General features: G+C 73.9%; 24 protein-coding genes and 1 riboswitch. Of the genes, 15 read left to right on the top strand and 9 right to left on the bottom strand.

The features are described from left to right. Positions 1-136: 136 nt before the first annotated feature. From AC5WAM_RS30485 to AC5WAM_RS30470, 4 genes are all read left to right on the top strand, one after another. Entirely contained in the window at positions 137-697 is a 561-nt protein-coding gene (locus AC5WAM_RS30485; RefSeq protein WP_366790777.1) for a beta-class carbonic anhydrase, read from the top strand. Between the two features lie 371 nt (positions 698-1,068). Beyond that, positions 1,069-2,088, top strand: a complete 1,020-nt coding sequence (locus AC5WAM_RS30480; protein WP_366790778.1) for an AAA family ATPase — start codon at positions 1,069-1,071, stop codon at positions 2,086-2,088. Further along, positions 2,088-3,539, top strand: coding sequence for a DUF58 domain-containing protein (locus AC5WAM_RS30475; RefSeq protein ID WP_495519501.1), 1,452 nt, complete (start codon positions 2,088-2,090; stop codon positions 3,537-3,539). Before AC5WAM_RS30480 ends, AC5WAM_RS30475 begins: the two co-directional genes overlap by 1 nt. Continuing rightward, positions 3,536-5,947: a transglutaminase TgpA family protein gene (locus AC5WAM_RS30470; RefSeq protein WP_495519500.1), complete on the top strand. Its 2,412-nt coding sequence runs from the start codon at positions 3,536-3,538 to the stop codon at positions 5,945-5,947. Before AC5WAM_RS30475 ends, AC5WAM_RS30470 begins: the two co-directional genes overlap by 4 nt. Before the next feature lie 374 nt (positions 5,948-6,321). Here AC5WAM_RS30470 and AC5WAM_RS30465 read toward each other — a convergent pair whose 3' ends face one another. The 3 genes from AC5WAM_RS30465 to AC5WAM_RS30455 form a co-directional block, all read right to left on the bottom strand. After that, the gene (locus AC5WAM_RS30465) at positions 6,322-6,741 is read right to left on the bottom strand and encodes an SCO2097 family morphological protein (RefSeq protein ID WP_366790781.1); all 420 of its coding nucleotides are present in this window, start codon (positions 6,739-6,741) and stop codon (positions 6,322-6,324) included. Between the two features lie 301 nt (positions 6,742-7,042). After that, a complete protein-coding gene (locus tag AC5WAM_RS30460) occupies positions 7,043-7,879 on the bottom strand; it encodes a methyltransferase (protein ID WP_495519499.1) in 837 nt (278 codons plus the stop codon). Positions 7,880-8,081: 202 nt separating this feature from the next. Further along, positions 8,082-8,612: an SAV_6107 family HEPN domain-containing protein gene (locus tag AC5WAM_RS30455; protein ID WP_366790783.1), complete on the bottom strand. Its 531-nt coding sequence runs from the start codon at positions 8,610-8,612 to the stop codon at positions 8,082-8,084. 257 nt (positions 8,613-8,869) lie between these two features. Here AC5WAM_RS30455 and AC5WAM_RS30450 point away from each other — a divergent pair, with 257 nt between their 5' ends. From AC5WAM_RS30450 to AC5WAM_RS30440, 3 genes are read left to right on the top strand one after another with little or no spacing between them, the layout of a single operon-like run. Next, positions 8,870-9,691: an ATP-binding cassette domain-containing protein gene (locus tag AC5WAM_RS30450; RefSeq protein ID WP_495519498.1), complete on the top strand. Its 822-nt coding sequence runs from the start codon at positions 8,870-8,872 to the stop codon at positions 9,689-9,691. Then, on the top strand, positions 9,663-11,747 hold the full coding sequence (locus AC5WAM_RS30445; RefSeq protein WP_495519497.1) for a YhgE/Pip family protein: 2,085 nt from the start codon (positions 9,663-9,665) through the stop codon (positions 11,745-11,747). The genes AC5WAM_RS30450 and AC5WAM_RS30445 overlap by 29 nt, the downstream gene beginning before the upstream one ends. Positions 11,748-11,776: 29 nt before the next feature. Next, complete coding sequence (locus tag AC5WAM_RS30440) at positions 11,777-12,394, top strand: TetR/AcrR family transcriptional regulator (protein WP_138959246.1); 618 nt, start codon at positions 11,777-11,779, stop codon at positions 12,392-12,394. Positions 12,395-12,768: 374 nt separating this feature from the next. On the opposite strand, the gene AC5WAM_RS30435 is transcribed toward AC5WAM_RS30440, so the two are convergent. Further along, the gene (locus AC5WAM_RS30435) at positions 12,769-13,158 is read right to left on the bottom strand and encodes a potassium channel family protein (RefSeq protein WP_366790786.1); all 390 of its coding nucleotides are present in this window, start codon (positions 13,156-13,158) and stop codon (positions 12,769-12,771) included. Positions 13,159-13,365: 207 nt separating this feature from the next. On the opposite strand from AC5WAM_RS30435, the gene AC5WAM_RS30430 reads away from it, so the two are divergent. Together AC5WAM_RS30430 and AC5WAM_RS30425 are read left to right on the top strand one after the other, a co-directional pair. Then, positions 13,366-14,022, top strand: coding sequence for a DUF4126 domain-containing protein (locus AC5WAM_RS30430; RefSeq protein WP_495519496.1), 657 nt, complete (start codon positions 13,366-13,368; stop codon positions 14,020-14,022). A gap of 66 nt (positions 14,023-14,088) precedes the next feature. After that, entirely contained in the window at positions 14,089-15,609 is a 1,521-nt protein-coding gene (locus AC5WAM_RS30425; protein ID WP_366790788.1) for a phytoene desaturase family protein, read from the top strand. Between the two features lie 81 nt (positions 15,610-15,690). Here the strand turns inward: AC5WAM_RS30425 and AC5WAM_RS30420 are convergent, their stop codons facing one another. The 5 genes from AC5WAM_RS30420 to AC5WAM_RS30400 form a co-directional block, all read right to left on the bottom strand. Then, positions 15,691-16,614 carry a hypothetical protein gene (locus AC5WAM_RS30420; protein ID WP_495519495.1) on the bottom strand — a complete coding sequence of 308 codons (924 nt, stop codon included), beginning with the start codon at positions 16,612-16,614 and terminating at the stop codon, positions 15,691-15,693. A 42-nt stretch (positions 16,615-16,656) separates the two neighbouring features. Beyond that, positions 16,657-17,577: a methylenetetrahydrofolate reductase [NAD(P)H] gene (metF, locus tag AC5WAM_RS30415; RefSeq protein ID WP_138959250.1), complete on the bottom strand. Its 921-nt coding sequence runs from the start codon at positions 17,575-17,577 to the stop codon at positions 16,657-16,659. 298 nt (positions 17,578-17,875) lie between these two features. Beyond that, positions 17,876-18,538: a thiamine phosphate synthase gene (gene thiE, locus AC5WAM_RS30410; RefSeq protein ID WP_495519494.1), complete on the bottom strand. Its 663-nt coding sequence runs from the start codon at positions 18,536-18,538 to the stop codon at positions 17,876-17,878. Positions 18,539-18,612: 74 nt separating this feature from the next. Continuing rightward, complete coding sequence (locus AC5WAM_RS30405) at positions 18,613-18,978, bottom strand: Rv2175c family DNA-binding protein (RefSeq protein ID WP_030679421.1); 366 nt, start codon at positions 18,976-18,978, stop codon at positions 18,613-18,615. Positions 18,979-19,092: 114 nt separating this feature from the next. After that, complete coding sequence (locus AC5WAM_RS30400) at positions 19,093-20,259, bottom strand: NAD(P)/FAD-dependent oxidoreductase (RefSeq protein WP_495523676.1); 1,167 nt, start codon at positions 20,257-20,259, stop codon at positions 19,093-19,095. Positions 20,260-20,395: 136 nt separating this feature from the next. After that, positions 20,396-20,508, top strand: a riboswitch (TPP riboswitch). Here AC5WAM_RS30400 and thiO point away from each other — a divergent pair. The 6 genes from thiO (at position 20,506) to AC5WAM_RS30370 (ending at position 26,671) form a co-directional block, all read left to right on the top strand. Beyond that, a complete protein-coding gene (gene thiO / locus AC5WAM_RS30395) occupies positions 20,506-21,753 on the top strand; it encodes a glycine oxidase ThiO (protein WP_495519493.1) in 1,248 nt (415 codons plus the stop codon). Its footprint overlaps the riboswitch before it by 3 nt. Continuing rightward, complete coding sequence (gene thiS / locus AC5WAM_RS30390) at positions 21,750-21,971, top strand: sulfur carrier protein ThiS (RefSeq protein ID WP_366790792.1); 222 nt, start codon at positions 21,750-21,752, stop codon at positions 21,969-21,971. Before thiO ends, thiS begins: the two co-directional genes overlap by 4 nt. A gap of 4 nt (positions 21,972-21,975) precedes the next feature. After that, positions 21,976-22,770, top strand: a complete 795-nt coding sequence (locus AC5WAM_RS30385) for a thiazole synthase (RefSeq protein ID WP_495519492.1) — start codon at positions 21,976-21,978, stop codon at positions 22,768-22,770. Between the two features lie 91 nt (positions 22,771-22,861). After that, positions 22,862-24,856 (top strand): Stk1 family PASTA domain-containing Ser/Thr kinase, encoded by a 1,995-nt coding sequence (gene pknB, locus AC5WAM_RS30380; protein WP_495519491.1) that lies wholly within the window; start codon positions 22,862-22,864, stop codon positions 24,854-24,856. Positions 24,857-25,077: 221 nt separating this feature from the next. Continuing rightward, positions 25,078-25,938 carry a deoxyribonuclease IV gene (locus AC5WAM_RS30375; RefSeq protein ID WP_495519490.1) on the top strand — a complete coding sequence of 287 codons (861 nt, stop codon included), beginning with the start codon at positions 25,078-25,080 and terminating at the stop codon, positions 25,936-25,938. A gap of 112 nt (positions 25,939-26,050) precedes the next feature. After that, positions 26,051-26,671 (top strand): DUF4396 domain-containing protein, encoded by a 621-nt coding sequence (locus AC5WAM_RS30370; protein WP_495519489.1) that lies wholly within the window; start codon positions 26,051-26,053, stop codon positions 26,669-26,671. Positions 26,672-26,682 lie beyond the last annotated feature (11 nt).

Below are 26,682 nucleotides of genomic sequence, written 5' to 3'. Positions count from 1 at the left end.
CCGTGATCAGCGTGACTTCACCCGTTCGGCGGGCCCGGGCGCGTCCCTGTGGGTTACCTCACAACAACGTTCGATGGCGTTCTTTGTCCCCTCCCACGACAGGCCCGCACCCGCGGTGACCACTACCGTCATAGTCATGACGACTTCCGCATCCCTCCCCACCGAGCCCGAAGGCGCCATACCCACGGGTGCGCGCGAGGACGCCACCGTCACCGACCGCCTGGTCGACGCGAACACGCGCTACGCGGCGGGCTTCACCGACCCCGGCATGGACGCCCGGCCCGTCCTCCGGGTCGCGGTCGTGGCCTGCATGGACGCCCGTCTCGACCTGCACGCCGCACTGGGCCTCGAACTCGGTGACTGCCACACCATCCGCAACGCCGGCGGCGTCGTCACCGACGACGTCATCCGCTCGCTGACCATCAGCCAGCGCGCGCTCGGCACCCGCAGCGTGGCCCTCATCCACCACACCGGCTGCGGCCTGGAGTCCCTCACCGAGGAGTTCCGGCACGACCTCGAGATGGAGGTCGGGCAGCGGCCCTCGTGGGCCGTGGAGTCCTTCCGCGACGTCGACCAGGACGTGCGGCAGTCGATGCAGCGCGTGCGCACCTCGCCGTTCCTGCTGCACACCGACGACGTGCGCGGCTTCGTCTTCGACGTGCACACGGGCCTGCTGCGCGAGATCGACCCCGCCTGAGGCCACGACGACACACCCGCAGGACGCGAGCGGGGCGCCGACCGGGAACGGCGGCGCCCCGCTCGCGCGCGACCGCGGCGGGCCCGCGTGACCGAATCGACAGTGTGTGACGCTGAGGTACCGGGTACCGGACAATTTCCGGCACCCGAAACGCCGCAAGATCCGACATAACGGTGCCAGTTATCCACAGGCGAGTGACACGAACCGGTATGCCCAACAAGAATGCCTGTGTGGCGCCGCGCTGAACCATTCACGCGTGGTGTCCGTGTTTCGGGGTGGGCCGGTCCGCACGTGAGTGTCGGCCCGGGGAACCATGAAAAGAGGTGTCCCTTGCTCCTTGCCGAGCGTGGGGAAGGGCCGAGGAGGGCCGGGTGACGACCTATGACGATCGAGCGAGCCTCACAGATCTGACCGCCACGGCGGAGCGTGTCCGCGGGTCGGTCGAGGGTGTGATCGAGGGCAAGCCGGAGGTCGTACGGCTCTCGCTGACCGTGCTCCTCGCCGAGGGGCACCTGCTCATCGAGGATGTGCCGGGCGTGGGCAAGACCATGCTCGCCAAGGCGCTCGCGCGGTCCATCGACTGCTCGGTGCGGCGTATCCAGTTCACGCCGGACCTGCTGCCGTCGGACATCACGGGTGTGTCCATCTGGGACCAGCAGCGCCGTGACTTCGAGTTCAAACCGGGAGCGATCTTCGCGCAGATCGTGATCGGCGACGAGATCAACCGCGCGTCCCCGAAGACGCAGTCCGCGCTCCTGGAGTCCATGGAGGAGCGCCAGGTCACCATCGACGGGCAGACGTACGAGCTGCCGAGCCCCTTCATGGTGGTGGCCACGCAGAACCCGGTGGAGATGGAGGGCACCTATCCGCTGCCCGAGGCGCAGCGCGACCGCTTCATGGCGCGCGTCTCGATCGGCTATCCGGGCCCGGAGGCCGAGCTCCAGATGCTGGACGTGCACGGCGGGGTGTCCCCGCTGGACGACCTCCAGCCGGTGGCGCACGCGCACGACATCGTGAAGCTCATCGACGCGGTCCGCACGGTCCACGTCGCCGAGGCCGTGCGGCGGTACGCGGTCGACCTGGTCGGCGCCACCCGCAACCACCCCGATCTGAGACTCGGCGCGTCGCCGCGCGCGACCCTGCACCTGCTGCGGGCCGCCAAGGCGTCCGCGGCGCTCAGCGGCCGTGACTTCGCCCTTCCGGACGACGTGCAGGCGCTGGCCGTCGCCGTCCTCGCGCACCGGCTGCTGCCCACGGCCCAGGCGCAGTTGAACCGCCGCACGGCCGAGTCGGTCGTCCTGGAGATCCTGCAGCGCACCCCGGTCCCGGCGACGCCACAGCCCGGCCAGGGATTCTTCGGCCAGCAGCCGCCCGGCGCGCGGAGGCTGTGATGACTGCCGGGGGGATGCCGTCGGAGCGACCCGGCGGCACCGGCGGCACGGGCGGCACTGGGCGTAGCGGAGCCGACGGAGGCAGCGGAAACAACGGGGACAGGGGGGAGCGAGGCGGTCTGCGCACGGCGTTCGCCGGGCTCACCACCCGGGGCCGCTCCTTCTTCGCCGCGGGCATCGCCGCCGCCGTCTGCGCCTACGTGCTCGGCCAGGGCGACCTGCTGCGGGTCGGACTGCTGCTCGCGGTCCTGCCGCTGGTGTGCTCCGGCGTGCTGTACCGCACGCGCTACCGCGTCGCGGGCAGCCGCCGGCTGACCCCCGCGCGCGTGCCCGCCGGTTCGGAGGCGCGCGTGCACCTGCGCATGGAGAACGTCTCGCGGCTGCCCACCGGCCTGCTGATGCTCCAGGACCGCGTTCCGTACGTGCTCGGGCCGCGGCCGCGGTTCGTACTCGACCGCGTGGAGGCGGGCGGGCGCCGCGAGGTGTCCTACCGCGTCCGCTCCGACCTGCGCGGCCGCTATCCGCTGGGCCCGCTCCAGCTGCGCCTCACCGACCCCTTCGGGATGTGCGAGCTGACCAGGTCCTTCTCCACGTACGACACGCTGACGGTGGTCCCGCGCGTGGAGGCGCTCCCGGCGGTGCGCCTGACCGGCGAGGCCAAGGGGTACGGCGACGGACGGCACCGCTCGCTCGCCCTCGCGGGTGAGGACGACGTCATTCCGCGCGGCTACCGCTACGGCGACGACCTGCGCCGCGTCCACTGGCGCTCCACCGCGCGCTACGGCGAGCTGATGGTGCGCCGCGAGGAGCAGCCGCAGCGCGCCCGCTGCACGGTCCTCCTGGACACCCGCGCGGTGGCCCACCAGGGCGCGGGCCCGGACTCGGCCTTCGAGTGGGCGGTCTCGGGCACGGCCTCCACACTGGTGCACATGCTCGAGCGGGGCTTCTCCGTACGCCTGTTGACCGACACCGGCAACTCGCTGCCCGGCGAGGGCGCCGACGGCTTCGCGGGCGCCAGCCAGGAGTCGGCGGACGCGGCCGGGCTGATGATGGACACGCTCGCCGTGATCGACCACTCGGACGGCGCGGGCCTCTCGCGCGCGTACGACGTGCTCCGCGGGGGCAACGAAGGCCTTCTCGTGGCCTTCCTCGGCGACCTCGACGAGGAGCAGGCCACGGTGGTCGCCAAGATGCGCCAGCGCAGCGGGGCCGCGGTCGCCTTCCTCACGGACAGCCACGCCTGGCTGCGGGGCGCGGGCGCCCCGCCGTCCGCGGCGGCCGCGAACGGCCTGCGGCTGCTGCGCGAGGCGGGCTGGACGGCGGTCGCCGTGCCGCCCGGGGTGTCGCTGGTCGACGTGTGGCGCCAGGCGGACCACCTGCGCACCGGCACGGTGGCGGCCTCCGCGGCGAGCACGGGCCTGACGGCGGGCGGGACGGGGGGATGGACATGAGTGGGCGTACGCGACTGGCGCTGTGCGCCGCCGCCGCGACGCTGATGGCGTCGGGCGCGATGCTGCCGCTCGTCGACGAGTCGGGCTGGCTGGTGCAGGCGGCGATCCTGCTCGCGCTGCAGAGCGGCACGGGCGGCCTGGCGCGGCGGGTGCCGCTCGCCCGGCCGCTGACGGTGGCCGCGCAGGCCCTGGTCACGCTGCTGCTCCTCACGCTGGTCTTCGGCCGGGAGCAGGCGCTCGCCGGGGTGATCCCCACTCCCGAGGTGTTCCGGCACTTCGGGCTGCTCCTGGAGGCGGGCGGCGACGACGTCGGGCGGTACGCGATCCCGGCGCCGCTCACCGACGGCATCCGGCTGATGCTGGTCGGCGGGGTCCTGGTGGTCGGGCTCATGGTGGACGCGCTCGCGGTGACGTTCCGCACGGCCGCGCCGGCGGGCCTTCCGCTGCTCGCCCTGTACTCGATCGCGGCGGGCCTCGCCGAGGACGGCGCCGGGTGGCTGTGGTTCCTGCTCGCGGCCGCCGGATATCTGCTGCTGCTCCTCGCGGAGGGCCGGGACCGGCTCTCGCAGTGGGGGCGGGTCTTCGGCGGGGCGGCCCGGCCGCCCGGCCGGATCTCGGCGGGCCTGGACGGCGACGGCGGCGCGCTCGCCCCGGTGCGCACGGGCCGCCGCATCGGCGCCGTCGCCCTGGGCGTCGCCCTGGTGGTGCCGCTCGCGCTGCCCGCCCTCGACGGCGGCCTCCTGGACGACTCGAACGGGCCGGGGGGCGGCAGCCGCGGGGGCGGCGGCACCATCTCCGCGGTGAACCCGCTGGTCGCGCTCCAGGACAGCCTGAACCAGCCGGAGGACCGCGAGGTCATCTCGTACCGCACGAACGCGAAGAACTCCCAGGAGATGTATCTGCGGATCGTGTCGCTCGACCAGTTCGACGGCACGACGTGGAAGACCACCGTCCGGGACATCGAGGACATCCCCTCGCGCCTGCCGGACCCGCAGGGCCTGTCCCCCACCGTCCGCAGGACCGAGATCCAGACGAACCTCTCGGCGGCGGACGGCTACGCGCAGAACTGGCTGCCCATGCCGTATCCGGCGAGCCAGGTGCGCATCGAGGGGCGCTGGCGGTACGAGCCCGTGGGCCGCGCCGTGGTCGGCGACCGCGGGCAGACCACGCGGGGCGTGCAGTACTCCGTCAACAGCCTGGTCGTGGAGCCCACGGCCGAGCAGCTCGCGGCCGCTCCCCCGCCGCCCGCGGCGGTGAAGCGGGAGTTCACCAAGGTGCCGGACTCGCTGCCCTCGGTGGTGGCGGAGACGGCCCGCAGGATCACCCGCGACGCGGCGAACGACTACGAGCGGGCGGTGAAGCTCCAGGACTGGTTCGCCTCCGACGGCGGCTTCACGTACAACACGCAGGTCCGCGCGGGCAGCGGGCCCTCGGCGATCGCGCGCTTCCTGGACCAGAAGGAGGGCTTCTGCGTCCACTTCTCCTTCGCCATGGCGTCGATGGCGCGCACGCTCGGCATTCCGGCGCGCGTGGCGGTGGGCTTCACACCGGGCTCCGCGCAGGCGGACGGCACCATGTCGGTGGGTCTTCGGGACGCGCACGCCTGGCCCGAGCTGTACTTCGAGGGCGTGGGCTGGACCCGCTTCGAGCCGACGCCGACCCGTGGCTCCGTGCCGGAGTACACCCGGGACCAGACCCCGTCCGACGACTCCAGCGACCCGGCGGCGCCCGGGCCGTCCACGTCGGCGAAGGAGTCCCCTGGGCCCTCGCAGTCCTCGGACTGCCCGCGTGACCAGCGGCAGGCGGGCGGGTGCAGCAGCGCGATGCCGCAGCTCCCGTCCGGCTCCGACGACGACGGGCCGCCGGTCGCGATGATCGTGGGCGGGTCGTTGGCGGGGCTCGCCGTGCTCGCGGTGCCCCTGTTGCCGCTGCTGTGGCGGACGCGGGTGCGCGCGGTGCGCCTCGGCGTCGGCGGGCGCACCGAGGCGGACGCGGCAGCGCGGACCCTCGCGGCGTGGCTGGAGGTCACGGACACCGCGTGGGACCACGGCATCCCGCCGGACGAGTCCCGGACACCGCGCACGGCGGCGGCCCGGATCGTCCGCCTCGGCAAGCTGGAGGCGGGTGCCGCGGAGTCCGTGCACCGGGTGGCGGCGGCCGTGGAGCAGGTCCTTTACGCGCCGCAGCCGCGGCACGCGACGGGGCTGCCGGACGACGTGCGGCGGCTGCGGGCGGGGCTGCGGGCCTCCGCGAGCCGTTCGGCCCGGCTGCGGGCGACGCTCGCGCCGCGTTCGGCCGCGCGGGTGATGTGGGCGCTTTCGGGGCGCTGGGCCGGGCTGCGCGCCCGGTGGCAGTGGCGTCTTGCCAAGCGCTGGCCGGCCCGGTCCGCGGCGCGCGAGGGGAGCTGAGGCCCCGGGTCCGGCCGCTGCGGCCTGGCCCGAAACGTCCGTGGGGTGACCGCCTGTCCGCGGTCGCCCCACCGTCGTGTGCGGCTCCCTCACCCTTGTCGCGTGTGCGGGTGCACATGCGCGAGCAAATGCCGGAGCGGCTGTTTCACGGAGCCCGGGCAGCAGGGCGTGCGGGCTCCGGAGCCCGCACGGATCACCGGGTGCCGGCGGCGGCGCGGACGGTTGCACGGCACCGGCCTCGGCGCGGACCGCCGTGCGGCACCGGCGTCCGCCCGGACGGCGCCGGACAGCGACAAGGCCCGGCGCGCGGGGTGCGCGACGGGCCTTGGGCGGAGCTGGGAAGTCAGGCGCGGCGGGGAAATCTTGCGGGAGAGCTACTGGCCGCCTTGCTGCTCGTCCCTGCGGCGCTGCCAGCGCTGCTCGATGCGGTCCATCATGGACCGCCGCTGCCTGGGCTGATGCTGCCGCCGCCCGTGCGGGGCGGCGGATCCAGCCGGGATGCCGGGGGCCTGCTCACCCGGCTTGGGCGCCTTGCGCCAACCGGTGACGGCAAGCACCGCGCAACCCAGCATGACGAGGAATCCCACCACGCTCACCCAGATCAGCTGGGCGACCATTCCGGCCATGAGAAGGGCGATGCCCACCAGGAAGCCCGCGACCGCTTGGTAGACCCGCTTCCGGGTGTACGTACGCAGCCCGCTTCCCTCAAGCGCTGTCGCGAACTTGGGATCTTCGGCGTACAGCGCTCGCTCCATTTGCTCGAGCATGCGCTGCTCGTGCTCCGAGAGCGGCACGGAGTCCTCCTCATCGTGCAGTCGCCGGGGCGACCGGGGGGTCCCCTTCAGGATAGGCAGGGAATCGCCCCCGTGAAACCCGCCCCTCTGCGCCAACTTCGCCAAACCGGACCGTCAGGTCGCTCCGGCTCGCTGAAGCCTGCATTCCCCAGCGGCCGGTCTGTCATGCCGGACGGTGTCCCTCGATCATACGGCGCCGGTAGCCCGTTCGGGGGGCCTGTGGCGTACTCCATGTGCCGCTGCGCCCCTGATCAGCGAGGTAGCCCCAGGCGTCACAGGAGCCGCAGCGGCCCGTCGGCGCTCAGGCCCCGCTCGCCTCGGGGGTCTCGCCGAGCACATGCAGCTGGGTGGCCACGGAGTGGAACGCGGACAGCTCGGCGGCCGCCGCCTCCAGCTTCAGGAGGGCCTCCAGGGCGCCGGGCTCGGTGTCGACGAGGACGCCCGGCACGAGGTCGGCGAAGACCCGCACGCCGTGCACCCCGGCCACGCGCAGGCCCGCGCCCTCGACCAGGCCGGTGAGCTGGTCGGCGGTGAAGCGGCGCGGCACCGGGTCGCCCTCGCCCCAGCGCCCGGCCGGGTCCTGGAGCGCGCGGTGGGCCTCGGTGAAGTGTCCGGCCAGGGCCCGGGCGATGACGGCGCCGCCGAGGCCCGCGGCGAGCAGGCTGAGGACGCCGTCGGGGCGCAGGGCTCCGACCACGTTGCGCACGCCTTCGGCGGGGTCGTCCACGTACTCCAGGACGCCGTGACAGAGCACCGCGTCGTAGCCGCCGCGCTCGACGACGTCGAAGAGGCCGTGCACGTCGCCCTGGACGCCGCGCACGCGGTCGGCGACACCGGCCTCCGCGGCGCGGCGCTCCAGCGCGAACAGCGCGTTGGGGCTGGGGTCGACGACCGTGACGCGGTGGCCGAGGCGGGCCACGGGTACCGCGAAGTTGCCACTGCCACCGCCGGTGTCCAGGACCTCCAGGCCGCCGGGGCCGTCGCCCGCGGTGGCCTTGACCCGGCGGTCGAGGGCGTCCTTCAGGACCTCCCAGACCACGGCCGTACGGAGGGAAGCGCGGGGGCGAGGGGGGTCGGAGCGCAGCGACGCCGCTTGCGGCGGGCAGGGGGAGGCGGGCGGGCGCATCGGGTCCGACACGGCAGTTGACTCCTCGGCGCGGCTCCGCCTGTGCGTCGGCGGGCTGTTCGGGTACGGGCGCTCCCACCCTATTGCCTCTGGACCTGTGCCCCGGCATCACCGGGGGCGGGCGGCGCGGACGCCCGCTCACGGCGGCACCCGGCCGCCCCCGGGCCGGGCGTGCGCCGCGGGGCCGGTCCGGGCCTCGCGGCGCACGCCCAGGTCAGCCCGCATCCGGCGGCTCCTGGCGGGCCTGGGGCAGCACGGGCTGGAGGACCAGCATCCGCTCGACCAGGCGCAGGAACATCGCCGCGTCGCGCAGCAGGTCGTCGGCGTCGCGGACGCCGGCAGCGCCCTGGATGCCCGCCTCGGCGCGGGCCCTGCGGGCGGCCCCGGAGGCGAACAGGGCGCTCCACTCGGTCAGCTCGGGGGCTATCTCGGGCAGCACCTCCCAGGCGCTGCGGATGCGCTGCCTGCGCCGGGGGCTGAGCTCGGGGCGGCCGCGGGCGGCGAGGACGGCGGCTGCGGTGCGCAGGGCGGCCAGGTGGGCCGTCGCATAGCGCTCGTTCGGAGGGTCGAGGCGGGCGGCCTCGTCGAGTCCGGCGCGGGCCTGGGCGAGCAGTTCGAGGGCGGCGGGCGGGGCCGTGGCGCGGCGCAGGACGGGGTGCACGTCGCTCGCCGGGCCGGTCAGTGAGGGGGCAGGGCCTGCGGCGCGGCGCCGGGGTGCGGCGGCCGCTGCGTGCGAACGGGCCATGACGAACCTCCTGTCGTCTGTGTGACGGCGCAGTGGCCGTATGTGCCCATCGTGGGGTACGCCACTGACAATCGGCGCTGACCTGGGGCTTTGCCCCGTTCGTCGGTTCGGGCTACCTTTTGAACTGACCAGTCAGTACAAAAACTTGCCCGGTGGCCCCGCCCGGCGGCATCGGCCGGGCGGCCCGGGCTCACCGGCCCCTGCTGGTCGGCCGGTCGCCCCGCACGCTTCGGACGACCTGAAAGGCGAGGAAGACCGTGAACGGTTCGCACGGCGCCGCCCTCAGCGCGGCGGACTTCGGACTCCGGGGGCCACGCGGCTGGGCCTTCCGCGGCATCGGCTTCGCGGCGGAGCCGGGCGCGCTCGTCGCCGTCGAGGGCCCTTCCGGGTCCGGCCGCACCTGTCTGCTGCTCGCGCTCACGGGGCGCATGCGGGCCACCGAGGGCACGGCCTCCGTGGGCCGCGCCCGGCTTCCCGGGCAGCTCGCCGCGGTGCGCCGGATCAGCGGGCTCGGCCCGGTGCCGGGCGTCAACGACCTCGACCCCGCGCTGACCGTCGCCGAGCACCTGCGGGAGCGCGCGCTCCTGGAGCGGCGGTACGAGGGCTCGCTGCGCGCCCTGCTGCGCCCGCGCGCCGAGCGGGCGACCGAATCCCGGCTGCGGATCGACACCGCGCTCGGGGCCGCCGGTCTTGACGTCGCCGCGCTCCCCAAGGGCTCGCGGACGTCGGTGCGGGACCTGGAGCGCCTCGACGCGCTGCGGCTCTCGGTGGCGCTCGCGCTCGTCGGGCGTCCCCGGCTGCTCGGCGTCGACGACACCGACCTCAAGCTGTCGGACGCCGAGCGGGACGCCGCCTGGGAGCTGCTGCGCTCCGTCGCCGCGCGCGGGACGACGGTCGTGGCCGTGTGCAGCGAGGCCCCCGAGGGCGCGGTCGTCGTCTCGACCGCACCCGCCGCCGAACGCCCCGACCCGACCGGGCCCACCGACCCGACCGACGCGACCGGCACCACCAGCCCGACCGGCCCCACCGACGACGACAAGGAGACGGCGGATGCGCTCCCCGAAGCTCGCCGCGCTTGAGTTCAAGCGCTTCGGCAGGGGCAGGCTCCCGCGCGCGGCACTCGTCGCGCTGCTGCTGCTTCCCCTGCTGTACGGCGCGCTGTACCTGTGCTCGTTCTGGGATCCGTACGGCCGCCTCGACCGGATCCCCGTGGCGCTCGTCAACGACGACAAGGGGACCCGGGTCGACGGCGAGAAGCTCGCCGCGGGCGACACCATCGTCAAGAAGCTGCGGGACAGCGAGACCTTCGACTGGCACCAGGTGAGCGCCGCCGAGGCCCGTGAGGGCGTAGAGGACGGCACGTACTACCTCTCGCTGACCATGCCGTCCGACTTCAGCAGGCGCGTCGCGTCGAGCTCGGGCGCCTCCCCGGAGACGGGGGCCCTCCAGGTCCGTACGAACGACGCGAACAACTACATCGTCGGGCAGATCTCCCGCACGGTGTTCTCGGAGGTGCGCAGGGCAGCATCCACGAAGGCCTCGCGCGGCTTCCTCGACAAGATCTTCATCTCGTTCTCCGACATCCACGGGGCGACGGCGAAGGCGGCCAAGGGCGCCGACAAGCTCGAAGGCGGCATCGGAAAGGCGGAGAAGGGCTCCAAGGACCTCGTCGACGGCCTGAAGAGCGCCAAGGACGGCAGCGGGCACCTCGCCTCGGGCGTCAGGAAGCTGCACACCGGCGCGGGCGACCTGGAGGACGGCTCGCGCCGCGTCGCGGAGGGCACGCGGAAGCTGGCCGACCGCGTCAACGGCGAGGCGGCCAAGGTGCGGCCGTACCTGAAGGACAACGGCAAGACCCTCGGTGACAGCGCGCAGCTGGTCGCCGACTCCTCCAGGGCGGTCCGCCACAACCTGAACACCCTGGTCGAGAAGGCCCCCAGGGCCGCCACCGACGCCAAGGAGGCCTCGGCCGCCCTGGACGGCGTCTACGAAGAGCAGTGCCTGCGCGCTCCCGAGGCCCCGCCCTGGTGCCCGAAGCTGAAGAAGGCCAAGGAGGTCGCGGCCGACGTCTCGACCATCGCCGGGGACGTGGACACGCTGGTCAAGGACCAGAACGGCGATCTGAAGCGGCTCGACACGAGCCTCGCCGCGCTCCAGAAGAAGGCCCAGGGCCTCGCCGACCGCGCCCCGCACCTCGACGAGGACCTGGAGAAGACCGTCCGGGACGTCAACGCGCTCGACAAGGGCGCAGGGGACGTCGCCAAGGGCGCCAAGAAGCTGCACACGGGCCTCGGCACCGCCAAGACCGGAGCGACGGACCTGGACGCGGGCGTGGGCAGGCTGAAGACGGGCGCGAGCGACCTCAACGGCGGCCTGTTCACCCTGGCGGACGGCTCCCAGAAGCTGGCGGGCGGCCTGCACGACGGCGTCGAGAAGATCCCCGACTACGACAAGAAGGACCGCGACCGGCGCACCGACGTCATGGCCGACCCCGTGCAGCTCGCCTCCCAGTCCCTGCACAAGGCGCCCAACTACGGCACCGGCTTCGCCCCGTACTTCATCCCGCTGTCCCTGTGGGTCGGCGCGATGGTGGCGTACATGCTGATCCAGCCGCTCAACCGGCGCGCGCTCGCCGCGGGCGCCGCCGCGTGGCGCGTCGCGCTCGCGGGCTGGCTGCCGGTCGCTGCCCTGGGCGTGCTGCAAGTGGCCGCCCTGATGTCCGTACTGCACTGGGGCCTCGGGCTCCAGATGACGCGGGCCGCCGGAACGATCGGATTCCTGACCCTGGTGACGGCCTGCTTCGCGGCCCTCGTGCAGTGGCTGAACGCGCGCTTCGGAGCGGCCGGGCGGATCCTCGTCCTCGCGCTCCTGATGCTCCAGCTGACGTCGGCGGGCGGCACGTACCCCGTGCAGACGAGCCCCGGCTTCTTCCGCGCGATCCACCCCTACTTGCCGATGAGTTACGTCGTCGACGCCCTCAGGAGGCTCATCACGGGCGGCGGCCTCGGCCCGGTCTGGCAGGCGTGCGCGGTCCTGGCGGCCTTCACCGCGGGCGCCCTCGCGCTCACCGCCGTCACCGCGCGCCGCAAGCAGGTGTGGACACTCGACCGGCTGCACCCGGAGCTGAGCCTGTGAACGGGACGGAACCTGTGAAAATCAGGCGCATGGAAAGCAGCGCGAGCAGCACGCGGCGTGAGGCCACCAGACAGAAGTTGTACGAGGCCGCCGTCACCCTCATCGCGGAACAGGGGTTCTCCGCCACGACAGTTGACGAGATCGCCGAACGGGCGGGCGTCGCGAAAGGCACGGTCTACTACAACTTCGCCAGCAAGTCCGTCCTCTTCGAAGAGCTGCTGCGACACGGCGTGGGCCTGCTCACCGCATCCTTGAAGGACGCCGCCGAGCAGACCGTCCTCCAGGGCGGCAGCAAGGTCGACGCCCTGGACGCGATGATCCGCGCGGGCCTCCTCTTCATCGACCGCTACCCGGCCTTCACCCAGCTGTACGTCGCCGAGCTGTGGCGCACGAACCGGGCCTGGCAGTCCACCCTGATGGTCGTCCGCCAGCAGGCCGTCGCCGTGGTCGAGGACGTCCTGCGCGCGGGCGTGGCGAACGGCGAGCTCAGCGAGGAGATCGACATCCCCCTGACGGCGGCGGCCCTCGTGGGCATGGTCCTGGTGGCCGCGCTCGACTGGCAGTCCTTCCAGCCGGAGCGCTCGCTCGACGACGTGCACGCGGCGCTGTCCCGGCTGCTCCAGGGGCGGGTGAGCGGCAGCCGCTGACCCGGGCGGCCCACCGGCGCGCACGCGCGCCGCGGTTCACCCGTTCGTACGCGTCCCCCGTCGCACGGCGCCGGCCCGGTGCGGCCTGGCACAGGCACACCGGACCGGCGCCCACTCGGTCCCCCGCGCGACCCCCGTGGTCGTTCCCCCGGTCGCCCCCGTGACCTCGCTCCCGCCCTTCGAGGCGGGAGGAGCGGCCAAGGGCGCCGCCCCGTTCCGCCGCCCCGTGTCGGCGGTGCCGGCGCCGCGCCCTTCTCCGTGTCATCACTCTCCCGTCCACGCACGTCGGACCCCATCCGCGCGCGTACTCATCTCCACCCCTAGGTACGGATACTCAGGCCCGGGTGCTCACGCCCAGGCCGGAACGTCGCTTACTAGTTGCGATCACGTCCGTGCCCGTGCTTCGCCGTCCCCTTCCGGGCCTTGATGCGGGCCGCCCGGCCGGCATGCGTCGTGGTGAAGGCCTGGGCGAGCTGAGTGGCCAGGGCGGCGAACACACCCACCGCGAGGAGCCCGTACGGGATCGTGAAGAGCCTCCCGAGAGCCGTGGCGGGGGCCAGGTCCCCGTACCCGATCGTCAACCCGGTGCACACCGCGAAGTAGAAGGAGTCCAGCACGCCCCACCCCTCCTGATGCGCGTAGAAGAAGGTGGCCGAGGTCCACAGCAACGCCAGCGTCCACGCCGTTCCCCGGAACGCGGGCCTTCCCCAAGCCGTACGCAGCGCACTCCCGAGCCGCACGAACATGACCACAAGACCGAACACGCCCGCACCGTAGTCCCCGCCCCGCGGCGCTCTTCGCATTGCTGCGGTCCCCGTGCGTGTCGCCCGCGAGGTTCGGCGAGCCGTCGCCGCTCGGATCGTGGCGGCCCTCGATGGCGTACCGCGTCCCGCTGCGTGATCCTGGGGTGGTGCTGACCCGTGCTGACTTCCCCGCCCGCCTGACGCGCGTTTCCGCGGGCCGGTGACCTGGTGAGTGTTCTCCCCCTGGTGTTCACCAGCGGCTGGGCCAGCGGGATCAACGCCTACGCGGTGGTCCTGCTGCTCGGCGTGTTCGGTGCCACGGGGGTCTCCGACGACGTGCCCGAGTCGCTGCAGAGCCCGGGGGTGCTGATCGCCGCGGGCGTGCTCTTCGCCTGCGAGGCCGTCGCCGACAAGATCCCGTACGTGGACTCGGTGTGGGACGCCGTGCACACCGTCGTCCGGCCGCTGTCCGGTGCCTGGGTGGGCGCGCTGCTCGCCGGGCAGAGCGGCTCGCTCCCGGACGTGGCGGCGGGCGCCATCGGCGGCTCCACGGCCCTGGCGAGCCACGCCGTCAAGGCCGGGACGCGGATGGCGGTCAACACCTCGCCGGAGCCGTTCAGCAACCTCATCGTGAGCACCGCGGAGGACCTCGGCGTCGGCGGGGTGGTCAGCTTCGCGATGTTCCACCCCGAGGCCGCGGCGGTCATCGCGGGCGTGCTGCTGCTCATCGGCCTGGTGCTGCTCGCCTTCCTCGCCTCGCGCATCCGCCGGTTCCTGCGGCGCAGGGCGCAGCGCCGCGAGGAGCGCCGCCTGGCCGCCGCGGCCGGGCGGCCACCGGACCGGCCGCCTGCCGGGCCGGGCCGCCCGCGGGACGGGTGGCCGTAGGGGCGGGAAGTCGTAGGGGGCGGGCGGCCGACGGCGTTGTCAGTGGCGGCGGATAAAGTCCCTGGCATGGCACGGATTGTGGTGATCGGCGCCGGGATGGGCGCCATGACGGCCGCCGCCCGGCTGGCCGTCGCGGGCCACCGGGTGGTGGTGCACGAGCGCGCGCGGACGTACGGCGGCGCGGTCGGCCGCGTGGAGCGCGACGGCTTCGGCTTCGACACGGGCCCGGCCCTGCTGCACCTGCCCGCGGTCTACCGCGACCTGTTCGTGAAGACGGGCAAGCAGCCCCTGGAGGACTGCGTCGAGCTGTCGCAGGTCGAGCCCGCGGTCCGGCACGTCTTCGCGGACGGCACCACGACGGACCTGCCGAACGCCTCGCGGGCGGGCGTCAGCGAGGCCCTGGACGCGGCCCTCGGCTCCGGCGCGGGCGACCGGTGGTCGGCGTTCATGAACCGCGCGCGGGAGGCCTGGGACCGCACCCGCCGCCCCCTCCTGGAAGAGCCCCTGTGGCCGAACTGGCAGGTCCTCGCCGAGCGCGAGCCCTACCCCTCGGTCGCCCGGCGCCGCCTGTTGCGCAAGGAGCGGCGCGCGGCCACGCTCGCCGAGATCGGCGCCTTCGAGCTGGGCGGCGAGCCCCGGCTGTGCGCCCTGCTCGAGCACTTCGCCCTGGCCCACGGCCTCGACCCGCGCACGGCACCCGCGAGCGCGGCCGTCCTGCCCTATCTGGAGCAGACCTTCGGCTCCTGGTCGGTGCGCGGCGGCCTGCGCGCGCTCGCCCGGGCGGTGTACGAGCGGTGCCTGGCCCGCAGGGTCGAGTTCGTCTTCGGCTCGGCGGTGACGCGGATCGTGGTGAAGGACGGCCGCGCGGCGGGCGTCGGCCTCGCGGACGGCACCGTGGTGGACGCGGACTTCGTGGTAGCGGGCGTCCCGCCGCGCACGCTGGAGGTCCTGTTGTCCGACGCGGCCGGTCCGGACGCGGGGGCGCCGGCGCGCGCCGCCGGCGAGGTTCCCGCGCGGTCGGGCCTCCCCAGCCGCCTCACCGTCCTCCTCGCCCTGCGCGGGGCCCGCCCCGAGGGCACCCCGCACCGCACGGTGCTGCACACCCCGGACCGCGCGGACGAGCTCGACCGGGTCTTCGGGCCGCGCCCGGGGCTCCCCGCAGCGCCGACCCTCGCCGTCCTGCGCCCGGACGACCCGGCGGGCAGACCGGACGCGGACCACGAGGCCGTGACGCTGACCGCCACGGTCCCGGCGGGCGCCACCGTCACGGACACGGACGTACGGTCGCTCGTCGAGCGCGCCGAGACCGCCGTCCCCGGCCTGCGCGACCGCCTCCTGTGGCACGAGGTCCGCACCCCGGCCGACGTCGAGGAGGCCACCGGCGCCGAGGGCGGCGCGGTCCCGCCGCCCGCTCTCGCCGCGGCGGGCGGCCACCTGCTGCACCCCGCCAACAGCACGGCCGTGGCAGGCCTGTTCGCGGCCGGGGGCTGGGCGCACCCCGGCGGCGGCCTGCCGCACGCGGGCATGTCCGGCACGCTGGTCGCCGGGCTGATCGTGGAGGGGCCGGAGTTCCGCGGCTCCCAGTGACCGGAGCTCCGCGACTCCCCGTGACCGGAGCTCCGCGGCTCCGGTGAGCCGGGCGGCGCGGGCCCGAGGGCCCGGCCCGCCTCAGTACCGGTACTGCTGCTCGCCGTTGTGCCCCGGCTCGTAGCCGAAGACGTTCCGCTGGTCAGGCTCGCCGTCGGCGGGGTCGAACGGCGGGTATGGAGGCTGTTCGAGCGGCGGTTCGGCGCCGTAGGGCGCGGTGTCGCCGGTGCGCTGGTGCGGCACCCAGACGCCGCCGGGCGGGGTGTCCTGATAGCCCGTGCCGTACGCGTCCCCGCCGTAGGGCGCGTAGGCGGCCTTGTCGGCGTAGGCGTCGTAGCTCGGCTGGGCGCCGTAGGTCTGCGGGCCGATGTACGGGTCGGAGTAGGCGGCGTACCGCTGCTCCCCCGTGTCGCCGTAGGCGAAGTGCAGGGGGTCCTGCTGGGGCGGTGCCTCCTGCTGGTCGTACGGGGCGTAGGTGTCGAAGGCGTAGCCGTCAGCGGCGGCGGGCGGGGGCTGCGGGCCGTCGCCGTAGACGCCGTACTGGCCGGTGTCGTCGGGCATCGGCTCGGGGGCGTACACGCCGGGGCCCGCGGTCTGCACCTCCATCATGGCCGTCGACTCCAGCGGGTCCGGCTCGGCGGAGGCCTCGGGGCCCGCGGCGTCCGCCTCGTACTCCAGCTCGGAGACCTGGAGCGTCGGCTGGGCCGCCGCGGCGCCGGAGCCCGCCCTGCGGCGCTTGCTCGCGCCGGGCCTGCCGCCGACCGCCCAGCCGCTCGCGAAGCCGCGGCGGAACGACAGCGTCACATAGGTCTGCCCGACGGCGAAGGCGACGGCGCCCGCGGCGATCACGAGCACCGACGACATCAGCACGCCGACGACCACGCCGAGGAAGCCGACGAACGCGAGGAGCCGCCAGCGCAGCCGCGCCTTGTACTGCAACAGCACCTCGCCGAGCAGCCACAGCGCGACCGCGCCGAACGCGCAGTAGAGGACCGTCAAGCCCATGTACGCCCCTCTCCCCTGCGGTCGCCGCGCGGGTACGACCGGTCAGGCCTGCTGGTGGTGCAGGCCCAGGTTCTCGTAGATCTCCAGCGTCGCCGTGGAGTTGTTCAGCGTGATGAAGTGCAGCCCCGGGACGCCCTCGGCGAGGAGCCGCGCGCAGAACTCCGTCGCGAACTCGATACCAATGGAGCGTACAGCGGCGGGATCGTCCTGCGCCGAGAGGATCCGCTCTTTGAGCGCGGGCGGGAAGTCCGCGTTGCTGAGCTGCGGCAGTCGCTCCAGCTGGCGCACGTTCGTGACCGGCATGATCTCGGGGATGATCGGCGTCTCGCAGCCCGCCGCGGCGACGCGGTCGCGCAGCCGCAGGTACTCCTCGGGGTGGAAGAACATCTGCGTGATCGCGTAGTCCGCGCCCGCGCGGCACTTGTCGACGAAGTGCCGGACGTCGGAGTCCCAGTCGGTCGAGCGCGGGTGCATCGCGGGAAAGGCCGCCACGCCCACGCAGAAGTCACCGGACTCCTTGATGAGCTGGACCAGTTCGGCGGCGTAGGTAAGCCCTTCGGGGTGTTTGCCCCATTCGCCCATCGGGTCGCCGGGCGGGTCGCCGCGCAGCGCGAGCATGTTGCGGATCCCCGCGTCCGCGTACTGCCCGATGATGTTGCGCAGCTCGGCGACCGAGTGGTCGACGGCGGTGAGGTGGGCGACCGGGGTGAGCGTCGAGTCGGCGACGATCTGCTGGGTCTCCTTGACCGTGCCCGCGCGCGTGGAGCCGCCGGCTCCGTACGTCACGGACACGAAGCTCGGCGCGACCGCCTCGACCCTGCGCAGCGAGTTCCACAGGTTCCGCTCGCCCTTGGGGGTCTTCGGCGCAGAGAACTCGAAGGAGTACGTGGTCTTGCCGGTCGCGAGCATGTCGCGCACGGTGCGTGCGCGGTCCGTCCTGGTGGAAGCAGTGCCTAGGGCCATACCGGCAGGTTAGCCAGGCCACGCCGGTCGCCCAACCAAAGGCAGGTGATATGTCCATTTGGTCAGCTTGTTGTCCGCCCCTCGGACACCCACAAGCTATTGATCAGACGGGTGTACGTACATATTGATGCGACCGGGGTACCCCTCGGGCCTCGTGCCCCCGTCGTATGCCACGGCCACGGGCGCGGGCGCCGCCGCCCCGGGTGCGCCAGGGCCGCGAGCACCGCCGTCCCGCGTACGCCAGGGCCGCGAGCACCGCCGTCCCGCGTACGCCACGGTCGCGGGCGCCGTCGTCCCGTCAGACGGTACGCAGCCGCTTCGCGAAGTCCGCCGCGGCGGCGCCGGGGTCGTCCGCCTCCGCGATCGCGCGCACGACGACCACCCGGCGGGCGCCCGCTTCGAGCACTTCGTCCAGGTTTGCCGCGTCGATGCCGCCGATCGCGAACCAGGGGCGGTCCGTGCCGAGCCCGGCCGTGTGGCGCACGAGGTCCAGGCCCGGTGCGTGGCGGCCCGGCTTCGTGGGCGTCGGCCAGCACGGTCCGGTGCAGAAGTAGTCCACGCCCTCCTGGACGGCGGCCGCGGCGGCCTCCTCCTCGGCGTGCGTGGAGCGGCCGACGAGGACGTCCGCGCCGAGGATCGCGCGGGCCGCGGGCACCGGCAGGTCGCCCTGGCCCAGGTGCAGCACGTCGGAGCCGATGGCGTGCGCGACGTCCGCGCGGTCGTTGACCGCGAGGAGCTTGCCGTGGCGGCGGCAGGCGTCGGCGAAGACCTGGAGGTACTCCAGCTCCTCGGCGGCCTCCATGCCCTTGTCGCGCAGCTGCACGATGTCGACGCCGCCCGCCAGGACGGCGTCCAGGAACTGCGGGAGGTCCCCCTGGCGCCTGCGCGCGTCCACACACAGATAGAGCCGTGCGTCCGCGAGCCGGGCGCGTGCGGAGCCGCCCGCCGTGTCGGTGGCCATGGAGCGTTCCCCCCGATGTCGGTGGCGTACGGGCCGGGCGGCTGCCCCGGCCCGTACGCCAGATGGTGGTCAGGTCAGACGGCGAGCGCCTGCGCGCGGCGCTTCACCTCCGTGCCGCGATTCTCGCTCAGGGCCTGCGCGGGGGTGCCGGGCAGGGTCGGGTCGGGGGTGAAGAGCCACTCGAGCGCCTCTTCGTCGGAGAAACCGTCGTCCCGCAGGAGCGTCAGCGTTCCGGACAGGCCCTTGACGACTTTGTCGCCGTCGATGAAGGCCGCCGGAACCTGAAGCGTCCTGTTCTCACCGCGGCGCACGGCGATCAGCTGGCCCTCCTTGACCAGCTGCCGCACGCGCGTCACCTCGATGTCGAGCATCTCTGCGATGTCGGGGAGGTGGAGCCAGGCGGGGACGAGAGCATCGGTCTTTGCGTCAATCTCGGTCACGGATCAAGCGTGCCACCTCCGGCCGGGAGCCGGTAGCGGGGGGCCGGGGCTCCGCCCCCGGGGCCCGTGTGCTGGGGCGCTCCGGCGCGAGCGGCTCCGCCGCCCGCGGGGGCCTCAGGAGCGGATCGCCTTCTTCAGCGGGATCGCCGGGTCCGTGACCAACGCCGCGTCCATCGGGGTGGCCGCGTCGATCAGCTTCCTCGCCTGGGCCAGGTCCCGGGGGCGGCCCACCGCGAGGACGGCCACCAGGGCGCCCTCGCGGAGCCAGCAGACCGTCCAGGACGGCGTCGCGGGGTCGCCGCGCCAGATCAGCTCGTCGGCGGCCGCGTGATGGCCCGCGTACTGGACGAAGCGGCCGAACTGCTCGGACCAGAAGTACGGCACCGGGTCGTACGCCTCCGGGGCCTCGCCGACGAGGGCGGCGGCCACCGTGCGCGGCCCCTGCACGGCGTTGTCCCAGTGGTGGACGAGGAGCCGCTCGCCGTAGCGGCCCGACGGGAAGGACGCGCAGTCGCCGACCGCGTACACGTCGGGCGCGGAGGTGCGGAGCCGGTCGTCGGCCACGACCTCGCGGTGGGCGCCGAGCTCGATGCCGGAACCGGCGAGCCAGGCCGTGGCGGGACGGGCGCCGATGCCGACGACGACGGCGCCCGCGGGCAGCCTGCTGCCGTCGTCGAGGAGGACCGCGCCCGGCTCGACGCGCGCCACGCGCGCGTGGGTGCGCAGTTCGGCGCCCGCCTCGGCGTACCAGCCGGCCATCGGGGCCGCGACCTCGGCGGGCAGCGCGCCCGCGAGCGGCCGCCCGGAGGCCTCCACGACCGTCACGGCGCAGCCCGCGTCGCGCGCGGCCGTGGCGAACTCCGCGCCGATCCAGCCCGCCCCGACGACCACGACGTCGTGCTGCTCGGCGAGCACCGGCCGCAGCCGCTCCGCGTCGTCGAGCGTGCGCAGCAGATGGACCCCGGGCACGCCGTCCGAGCCGGGCAGGCTGATCGGCTCGGCACCGGTGGCGAGGACCAGGCTCTCGTACCCGACCGGGCCCGCCGCCGTGTCCAGCGCGTGGTCCGCGGGACGGACGCCGGTGACCTCCACGCCGAGCCGCAGCTCGATGCCGAGGGCCTCGAAGTCGATGTCGAAGGCCGAGCCCTCGGCCTTGCCGAGCAGCACCGCCTTGGACAACGGCGGCCTGTCGTACGGCTGGTGCGGCTCCGCGCCGATCAGGGTGACCGGGCCGGTGAACCCCCGTTCGCGCAGCGCCACGGCCGTCTGCACCCCGGCCATGCCCGCGCCCACGATGACGACCCGCTGTCCCGTCCGCTTCCGCTCTTCGCTCACCCGATCAACTGTAGGACGGCCCCCGGCGCCTGAACACGACGGGCTTACCGGCCCGGCGGGCGACGGGCTAGGGTAGCCGGTGCAGAGCACTCGCGGGAGCCCGGACGACCGGGCTGAGAGGGAGGCTGGGACGGCCTCCGACCGTACGAACCTGATCCGGGTCATGCCGGCGAAGGGAGGGGCTGGACGCCCATGCGTTCCCGTACGAATCCACCGAACGCGTCCGTTTCCCGTACGTCACCTTCTCGTACGTCACCACCGTCCGCCGGCCCGGCGGACGTCCTGGTCGTCGGCGGCGGTGTCATCGGTCTCGTCACGGCCTGGCGGGCCGCGCGGCGCGGCCTGTCCGTCACGGTCGTCGACCCCGAGCCCGGCGGCGGCGCCGCACAGGTCGCGGCGGGCATGCTGGCCGCCGTCACCGAACTGCACCACGGCGAGCAGACGCTGCTCGGTCTGAACCTGGCCTCCGCCCGGCGCTATCCGGACTTCGCCGCCGAGCTGACGGAGGCGTCCGGCGAGGACATCGGCTACCGCGCCTGCGGCACGCTGGCCGTCGCGCTCGACTCCGACGACCGCGCCCACCTGCGCGAACTGCACCTCCTCCAGCGGCAGTCGGGCCTCCGCTCGGAGTGGCTGAGCGGCCGCGAGTGCCGCCGCCTCGAACCGATGCTCGCCCCCGGAGTGCGCGGCGGCCTCCGCGTCGACGGCGACCACCAGGTCGACCCGCGCCGGCTCACCGCCGCCCTCCTGGTGGCCTGCGAGCGGGCCGGAGTGGCCTTCGCTCGCGCGTGGGCGGAGCGGCTCGTCGTCGCGCGCGACCGCGCCACCGGCGTCGTGCTCGCCGACGGCACCACGCTCGGCGCCGGGCAGACCGTCCTCGCGGCGGGCAGCCTCAGCGGCCGTCTCGCCGGGGTCCCCGACCACGTCCTGCCGCCGGTGCGGCCCGTGAAGGGCCAGGTCCTGCGGCTCACCGTGCCCGAGCGGTACGCGCCGTTCCTGAGCCGCACCGTGCGCGCCGTCGTCCGCGGCAGCCACGTCTACCTCGTGCCGCGGCTCAGCGGCGAGCTCGTCGTGGGCGCGACCAGCGAGGAACTCGGCTGGGACACCACGGTCACCGCGGGCGGCGTGTACGAGCTGCTGCGCGACGCCCACGAACTGGTCCCCGGCATCACCGAGCTGCCGCTCACCGAGACCCGGGCCGGGCTGCGGCCGGGCTCGCCCGACAACGCCCCGCTGCTCGGTCCCACCGCCCTGCCCGGCCTGCACCTGGCCACCGGCCACTACCGCAACGGCGTGCTCCTGACCCCCGTCACCGGCGACGTCATGGCGCACCTGCTGACCACCGGCGAACTGCCCGACGAGGCCCGGCCGTTCACGCCGCTGCGCTTCGCCGCGGCCGCCCCCGCCACGCCCAAGGACCTTTCGGAGCTGCCCGTATGACCACGCCCTCCGCCGCCTTCGCCCTGTCGGTCAACGGCGAGGCACGCGACGTCGCCGCGGGCACCACGCTCGACGCCCTCGTCGCCGAGCTGACCACCGCGCCGTCCGGCGTCGCCGCGGCCCTCAACGAAACCGTCGTCCCGCGCGCGCGGTGGGCCACCACCGTGCTCCGGGACGGCGACCGCGTCGAAGTCCTCACCGCCGTCCAAGGAGGCTGACGACATGGCGGACGACCCCCTCGTCATCGGCGGCCTCACGCTGTCGTCCCGGCTGATCATGGGCACGGGCGGAGCGCCGAGCCTCGACGTCCTGGAGCGCTCGCTGGTGGCCTCAGGAACGGAGCTGACCACCGTCGCGATGCGCCGCGTCGACCCGGGTACGCACGGCTCCGTCCTATCCGTCCTGGAGCGCCTGGGCATCCGCGTGCTGCCCAACACGGCGGGCTGCTTCACCGCGGGCGAGGCCGTGCTCACCGCGCGCCTGGCGCGCGAGGCGCTCGGCACGGACCTGGTGAAGCTGGAGGTGATCGCCGACGAGCGCACCCTGCTGCCCGACCCCGTGGAACTGCTCGACGCCGCAGAGACGCTCGTCGACGACGGCTTCACCGTCCTTCCGTACACGAACGACGACCCCGTGCTCGCCCGGAAGCTGGAGGACGTCGGCTGCGCGGCCGTCATGCCGCTCGGCTCCCCCATCGGCTCCGGGCTCGGCATCCGCAACCCGCACAACTTCCAGCTCATCGTGGAGCACGCGCGCGTGCCGGTGATCCTGGACGCGGGGGCCGGGACGGCGTCCGACGTGGCGCTCGCGATGGAGCTGGGGTGCGCCGGGGTGATGCTCGCCTCCGCGGTGACGCGGGCGCGGGAGCCGGTCCTCATGGCGGAGGCCATGAGCCACGCGGTCGTCGCCGGACGCCTGGCCCTGCGGGCCGGACGCATCCCCCGGCGGCACTTCGCCGAGGCCTCGTCCCCCGTGGAGGGCCTGGCCGCCCTGGATCCGGAGCGGCCCGCCTTCTGAAGCCGCGGGCTCGGTCACAGCTCCGCTGCAGTCTGCCCCGGGCGGGGCCCGGGGCGGCTCCGGCGTCGGTGGCGGCTCGTAGACTCCCTGCGTGGACACGACCCTTAAGGACCCCCTCGTCGGGCAGGTGCTCGACGGGCGGTATCGCGTGGACGGGCGGATCGCGGTCGGCGGGATGGCCACGGTCTACCGGGCCGTGGACACCCGCCTCGACCGCGTGCTCGCGCTCAAGGTGATGCACCCGACGCTCGCGGCCGACGCCTCGTTCGTCGAGCGCTTCATCCGGGAGGCCAAGTCGGTCGCCCGCCTCGCCCACCCGAACGTGGTCGGGGTCTTCGACCAGGGCACCGACGGCCCGTACGTGTACCTGGCGATGGAGTACATCGCGGGCTGCACCCTGCGCGACGTGCTCCGCGAGCGCGGCGCGCTGCGCCCGCGCGCCGCCCTCGACATCCTGGAGCCGGTCCTCGCCGCCCTCGGCGCCGCCCACCGCGCCGGGTTCGTGCACCGCGACATGAAGCCCGAGAACGTCCTCATAGGGGACGACGGCCGCGTCAAGGTCGCCGACTTCGGCCTGGTCCGCGCGGTGGACTCGGTCACGAACACCACGGGCACCGTCCTCGGCACGGTGTCGTACCTGGCCCCCGAGCAGATCGAGCAGGGCACGGCCGACACCCGCGTGGACGTGTACGCGTCCGGGGTCGTCCTGTACGAGATGCTGACCGGCGCCAAGCCGCACTCCGGCGACTCCCCCGCGCAGGTCCTGTTCCAGCACCTGAACGAGGACGTGCCGCCCCCGTCCGCGGCGGTGCCGGGCCTCGCCTACGAACTGGACGAGCTGGTCGCGACGGCCACCGCCCGCAACCCCGACCTGCGCCCGTACGACGCGGTGGCGCTGCTCGCGCTGCTCCGTGAGGCGCGCTTCACGCTCACCGACGCGCAGCTGGACACGGTGCCGCCGCTGGCCCGCGCCGGTGAGCACACCGCCCACGACACCTCCGAGGACCGTACGAGCGTCATCCCGCGCGCGGACCGGGCGGTGCAGCTGCCGCTGCCCGCCACCCGGGACGTCGGCGACCCGGGGCAGGACGGGCTCAACCGCACCAGCGTGCTGCGCACCCCGCAGCCCCCGCCGCGCCCCGCCGGGGCACCGGCCGCCCGCCCCGCCTCCGTCAAGGAGCGCATCCGCCAGCGGCTGCTCGCCCGGCGTGGGATAACCGTGGCGATAGCGGCCGTGCTGCTCGTCCTGGGCGTCGGCGCGGGCGTCTGGTACATCAACTCCGGCCAGTTCACGACGGTCCCCGCGGTGCTCGCCAAGACCGAGAAGGAGGCCCGCGCGCGGCTCGACGACGTCGGGCTCGACGTGCGCAAGGTCAAGGGCGCGTACAGCGACACCGACAAGCGCGGCACGGTCATCGCCACCGACCCCGACGTCGGCGACCGCATCCGGCAGAACGGCAAGGTCACGCTGACCGTCTCGCTCGGCCCGCAGACCGTGAAGGTCCCCGACCTGGAGGGCACGCCGCTCTCCGAGGCGAAGGACAAGCTCGACGACGCCGGGCTCGGCGCCGGGATGGTCACCAAGGCCTTCAGCGAGGACGTGGCCAGGGGCTCCGTGATCAGCACCGATCCGAAGCCCGGCACGGTCCGCAGGGCGGGCACCGCCATCGCCCTCCTCGTGAGCAAGGGCAGCCCCATCGACGTGCCCGACGTCACCGGCGACTCCGAGAGCGACGCGCGCGAGGAGCTCGAAGAGGCGGGCCTCAAGGTGAAGATCGCGCCGACGCGGGTCTTCTCCGACGAGGACAAGGGGGCCGTGGCCAAGCAGTCCCCCGAGGCGGAGCAGCGGCTCGCCGGGGGCGACACGGTGACGCTGACGCTGTCCAAGGGGCCGGAGATGGTGGAGGTCCCCGACGTCGAGGGGATGAAGGTCGGGGAGGCCACGGACAAGCTGGAGGCCGCGGGGTTCGAGGTCGACGAGGACCGGGGGCTGCTCGGGATCTTCGGCGACACGGTGAAGGACCAGTCGGTGGACCCCGGGGACGAGGCGCCCAAGGGGTCGACCGTCACCATCAAGATCCGCTGACCGGCTTCCCTCGCGGGGCGCCCCTGACCCGCCCCTTCCCGATCCGGGGGCTGCCGCCCCCGTGCCCCCGCCTTTTCGGCGCTTCGCGCCTCGTCCTCAAACGCCGGACGGGCTGGATGGTGCCGCTTGCGGCTGTGTTTCAGCCTCTCCGGCGTTTGAGGAGCGAGGTCTGGGGCGCCCCCGCGCGGGACCTGCCCCGGCGGCGTGCCACCCTGGTTCGAATGAGCAACAAGAAGTCCCCCATCGGCAGCCACGTCCCCGTCGCCGGCGGCCTCGCCCGTGTCGGTCTCGCCTACGCCCGAGACCTCGCCGCGGAAACCGTCCAGGTCTTCGTCGCCAACCCGCGCGGCTGGGCGACGCCCCCGGGCAACCCCGAGCAGGACGAGGCCTTCCGCGCGGCCTGCGCCGCCGAGGGGATCCCGGCGTACGTCCACGCGCCGTACCTCATCAACTTCGGCTCGCACACCGAGGCCACGGTCGAGAAGTCCGTGGAGTCGCTGCGGCACTCGCTGCGCCGCGGGCGGGAGATCGGCGCGCTCGGCGTGGTCGTGCACACCGGCTCGGCCACCGGCGGCCGGGGCCGTGACGTGGCGCTGCGCCAGGTGCGCGAGCACATGCTGCCGCTGCTCGACGAGCTGACGCACGACGACGCCCCGTTCCTGCTCCTGGAGTCGACCGCGGGCCAGGGCTCGTCGCTGTGCTCCCGCACCTGGGACTTCGGCCCGTACTTCGAGGCCCTGGACGCCCACCCGAAGCTCGGCGTCTGCCTGGACACCTGCCACGTCTTCGCGGCCGGGCACGACCTGGCCGGTCCCGGTGGCGTGAAGCAGACGCTCGACCTGCTCGTCGACACCGTGGGCGAGGGCCGCCTGAAGCTGGTCCACGCCAACGACTCCAAGGACGTCGTCGGCGCGCACAAGGACCGCCACGAGAACATCGGCACCGGCCACATCGGCGCCGAGGCCTTCCGCGAGCTGCTGGCCCACCCGGCCACGGACGGCGTACCGCTGATCATCGAGACGCCCGGCGGGAAGGAAGGGCACGCCGCCGACGTGGCACGCCTCAAGGAGCTCAGGGGATAGCGCAGGGGCCGACCCCCGAGAAGCGGCTTTCAAGATCTTGAGGAATACCCTGTGGGGGTATACGGTTCCTGCTCGGAGGCAGGAACCGCTATCTGACGTCGGGGGATTTGTCATGCAGCACGACACGCATGCGGAGCACGGACACCACGAGCACCACGAGCACCACGAGCACCACAGTCACGATGCGGAGCACCCGGAGCACGGGAACCACGCAGCGCACCAGAATCACGCCGAACACCAGCACCACGGCCACGCGGACCACGGCGCGCATGCCCATCACGGAGCCGATGGCGGCAAGGTCAGCTGGTCCATGGCCGCGCAGGCGACGCTGCACTGCCTCACCGGGTGCGCCATCGGCGAAGTGCTCGGCATGATCATCGGCACCGCGCTCGGCTGGGGCAATGTGCCGACGATGACCCTCGCGATCATCCTGGCGTTCCTCTTCGGCTACTCGCTGACGCTGCGCGGCATCCTCAAGGCGGGCGTCGACTTCAAGACGGCCCTGCGGGTCGCGTTCGCCGCCGACACGCTGTCCATCGCCGTCATGGAGCTCATCGACAACGGCGTGATCGCGCTGTGGCCCGGCGGCATGGACGCCCATCTGTCGGACGCGATGTTCTGGTACCTGCTCGCGATCGCGCTCGCCGCCGCCTTCGTGATCACGACGCCGGTCAACAAGTGGATGATCGGCCGCGGCAAGGGCCACGCGGTGGTGCACCAGTACCACCACTGACCGGCGCGGAC

The sequence above is a fragment of the Streptomyces sp. JLYT201 genome, assembly GCF_059448825.1.
This window is presented reverse-complemented; position numbering and strand designations above follow the sequence as displayed.

What these genes read in the sequence shown, in the direction of transcription:
- AC5WAM_RS30385 (WP_495519492.1), top strand. Translation starts at nt 21,976, where the DNA reads ATGGCGGACGACCCCCTCGTCATCGGCGGCCTCACGCTGTCGTCCCGG.
- metF (WP_138959250.1), bottom strand. Translation starts at nt 17,577, where the DNA reads ATGGCCCTAGGCACTGCTTCCACCAGGACGGACCGCGCACGCACCGTG.
- AC5WAM_RS30375 (WP_495519490.1), top strand. Translation starts at nt 25,078, where the DNA reads ATGAGCAACAAGAAGTCCCCCATCGGCAGCCACGTCCCCGTCGCCGGC.
- AC5WAM_RS30470 (WP_495519500.1), top strand. Translation starts at nt 3,536, where the DNA reads ATGAGTGGGCGTACGCGACTGGCGCTGTGCGCCGCCGCCGCGACGCTG.
- AC5WAM_RS30485 (WP_366790777.1), top strand. Translation starts at nt 137, where the DNA reads ATGACGACTTCCGCATCCCTCCCCACCGAGCCCGAAGGCGCCATACCC.
- thiO (WP_495519493.1), top strand. Translation starts at nt 20,506, where the DNA reads ATGCGTTCCCGTACGAATCCACCGAACGCGTCCGTTTCCCGTACGTCA.
- AC5WAM_RS30420 (WP_495519495.1), bottom strand. Translation starts at nt 16,614, where the DNA reads ATGGGCTTGACGGTCCTCTACTGCGCGTTCGGCGCGGTCGCGCTGTGG.
- AC5WAM_RS30445 (WP_495519497.1), top strand. Translation starts at nt 9,663, where the DNA reads ATGCGCTCCCCGAAGCTCGCCGCGCTTGAGTTCAAGCGCTTCGGCAGG.
- AC5WAM_RS30400 (WP_495523676.1), bottom strand. Translation starts at nt 20,259, where the DNA reads ATGGCCGGGGTGCAGACGGCCGTGGCGCTGCGCGAACGGGGGTTCACC.
- AC5WAM_RS30440 (WP_138959246.1), top strand. Translation starts at nt 11,777, where the DNA reads ATGGAAAGCAGCGCGAGCAGCACGCGGCGTGAGGCCACCAGACAGAAG.
- AC5WAM_RS30475 (WP_495519501.1), top strand. Translation starts at nt 2,088, where the DNA reads ATGACTGCCGGGGGGATGCCGTCGGAGCGACCCGGCGGCACCGGCGGC.
- AC5WAM_RS30370 (WP_495519489.1), top strand. Translation starts at nt 26,051, where the DNA reads ATGCAGCACGACACGCATGCGGAGCACGGACACCACGAGCACCACGAG.
- thiE (WP_495519494.1), bottom strand. Translation starts at nt 18,538, where the DNA reads ATGGCCACCGACACGGCGGGCGGCTCCGCACGCGCCCGGCTCGCGGAC.
- AC5WAM_RS30425 (WP_366790788.1), top strand. Translation starts at nt 14,089, where the DNA reads ATGGCACGGATTGTGGTGATCGGCGCCGGGATGGGCGCCATGACGGCC.
- AC5WAM_RS30455 (WP_366790783.1), bottom strand. Translation starts at nt 8,612, where the DNA reads ATGGCCCGTTCGCACGCAGCGGCCGCCGCACCCCGGCGCCGCGCCGCA.
- thiS (WP_366790792.1), top strand. Translation starts at nt 21,750, where the DNA reads ATGACCACGCCCTCCGCCGCCTTCGCCCTGTCGGTCAACGGCGAGGCA.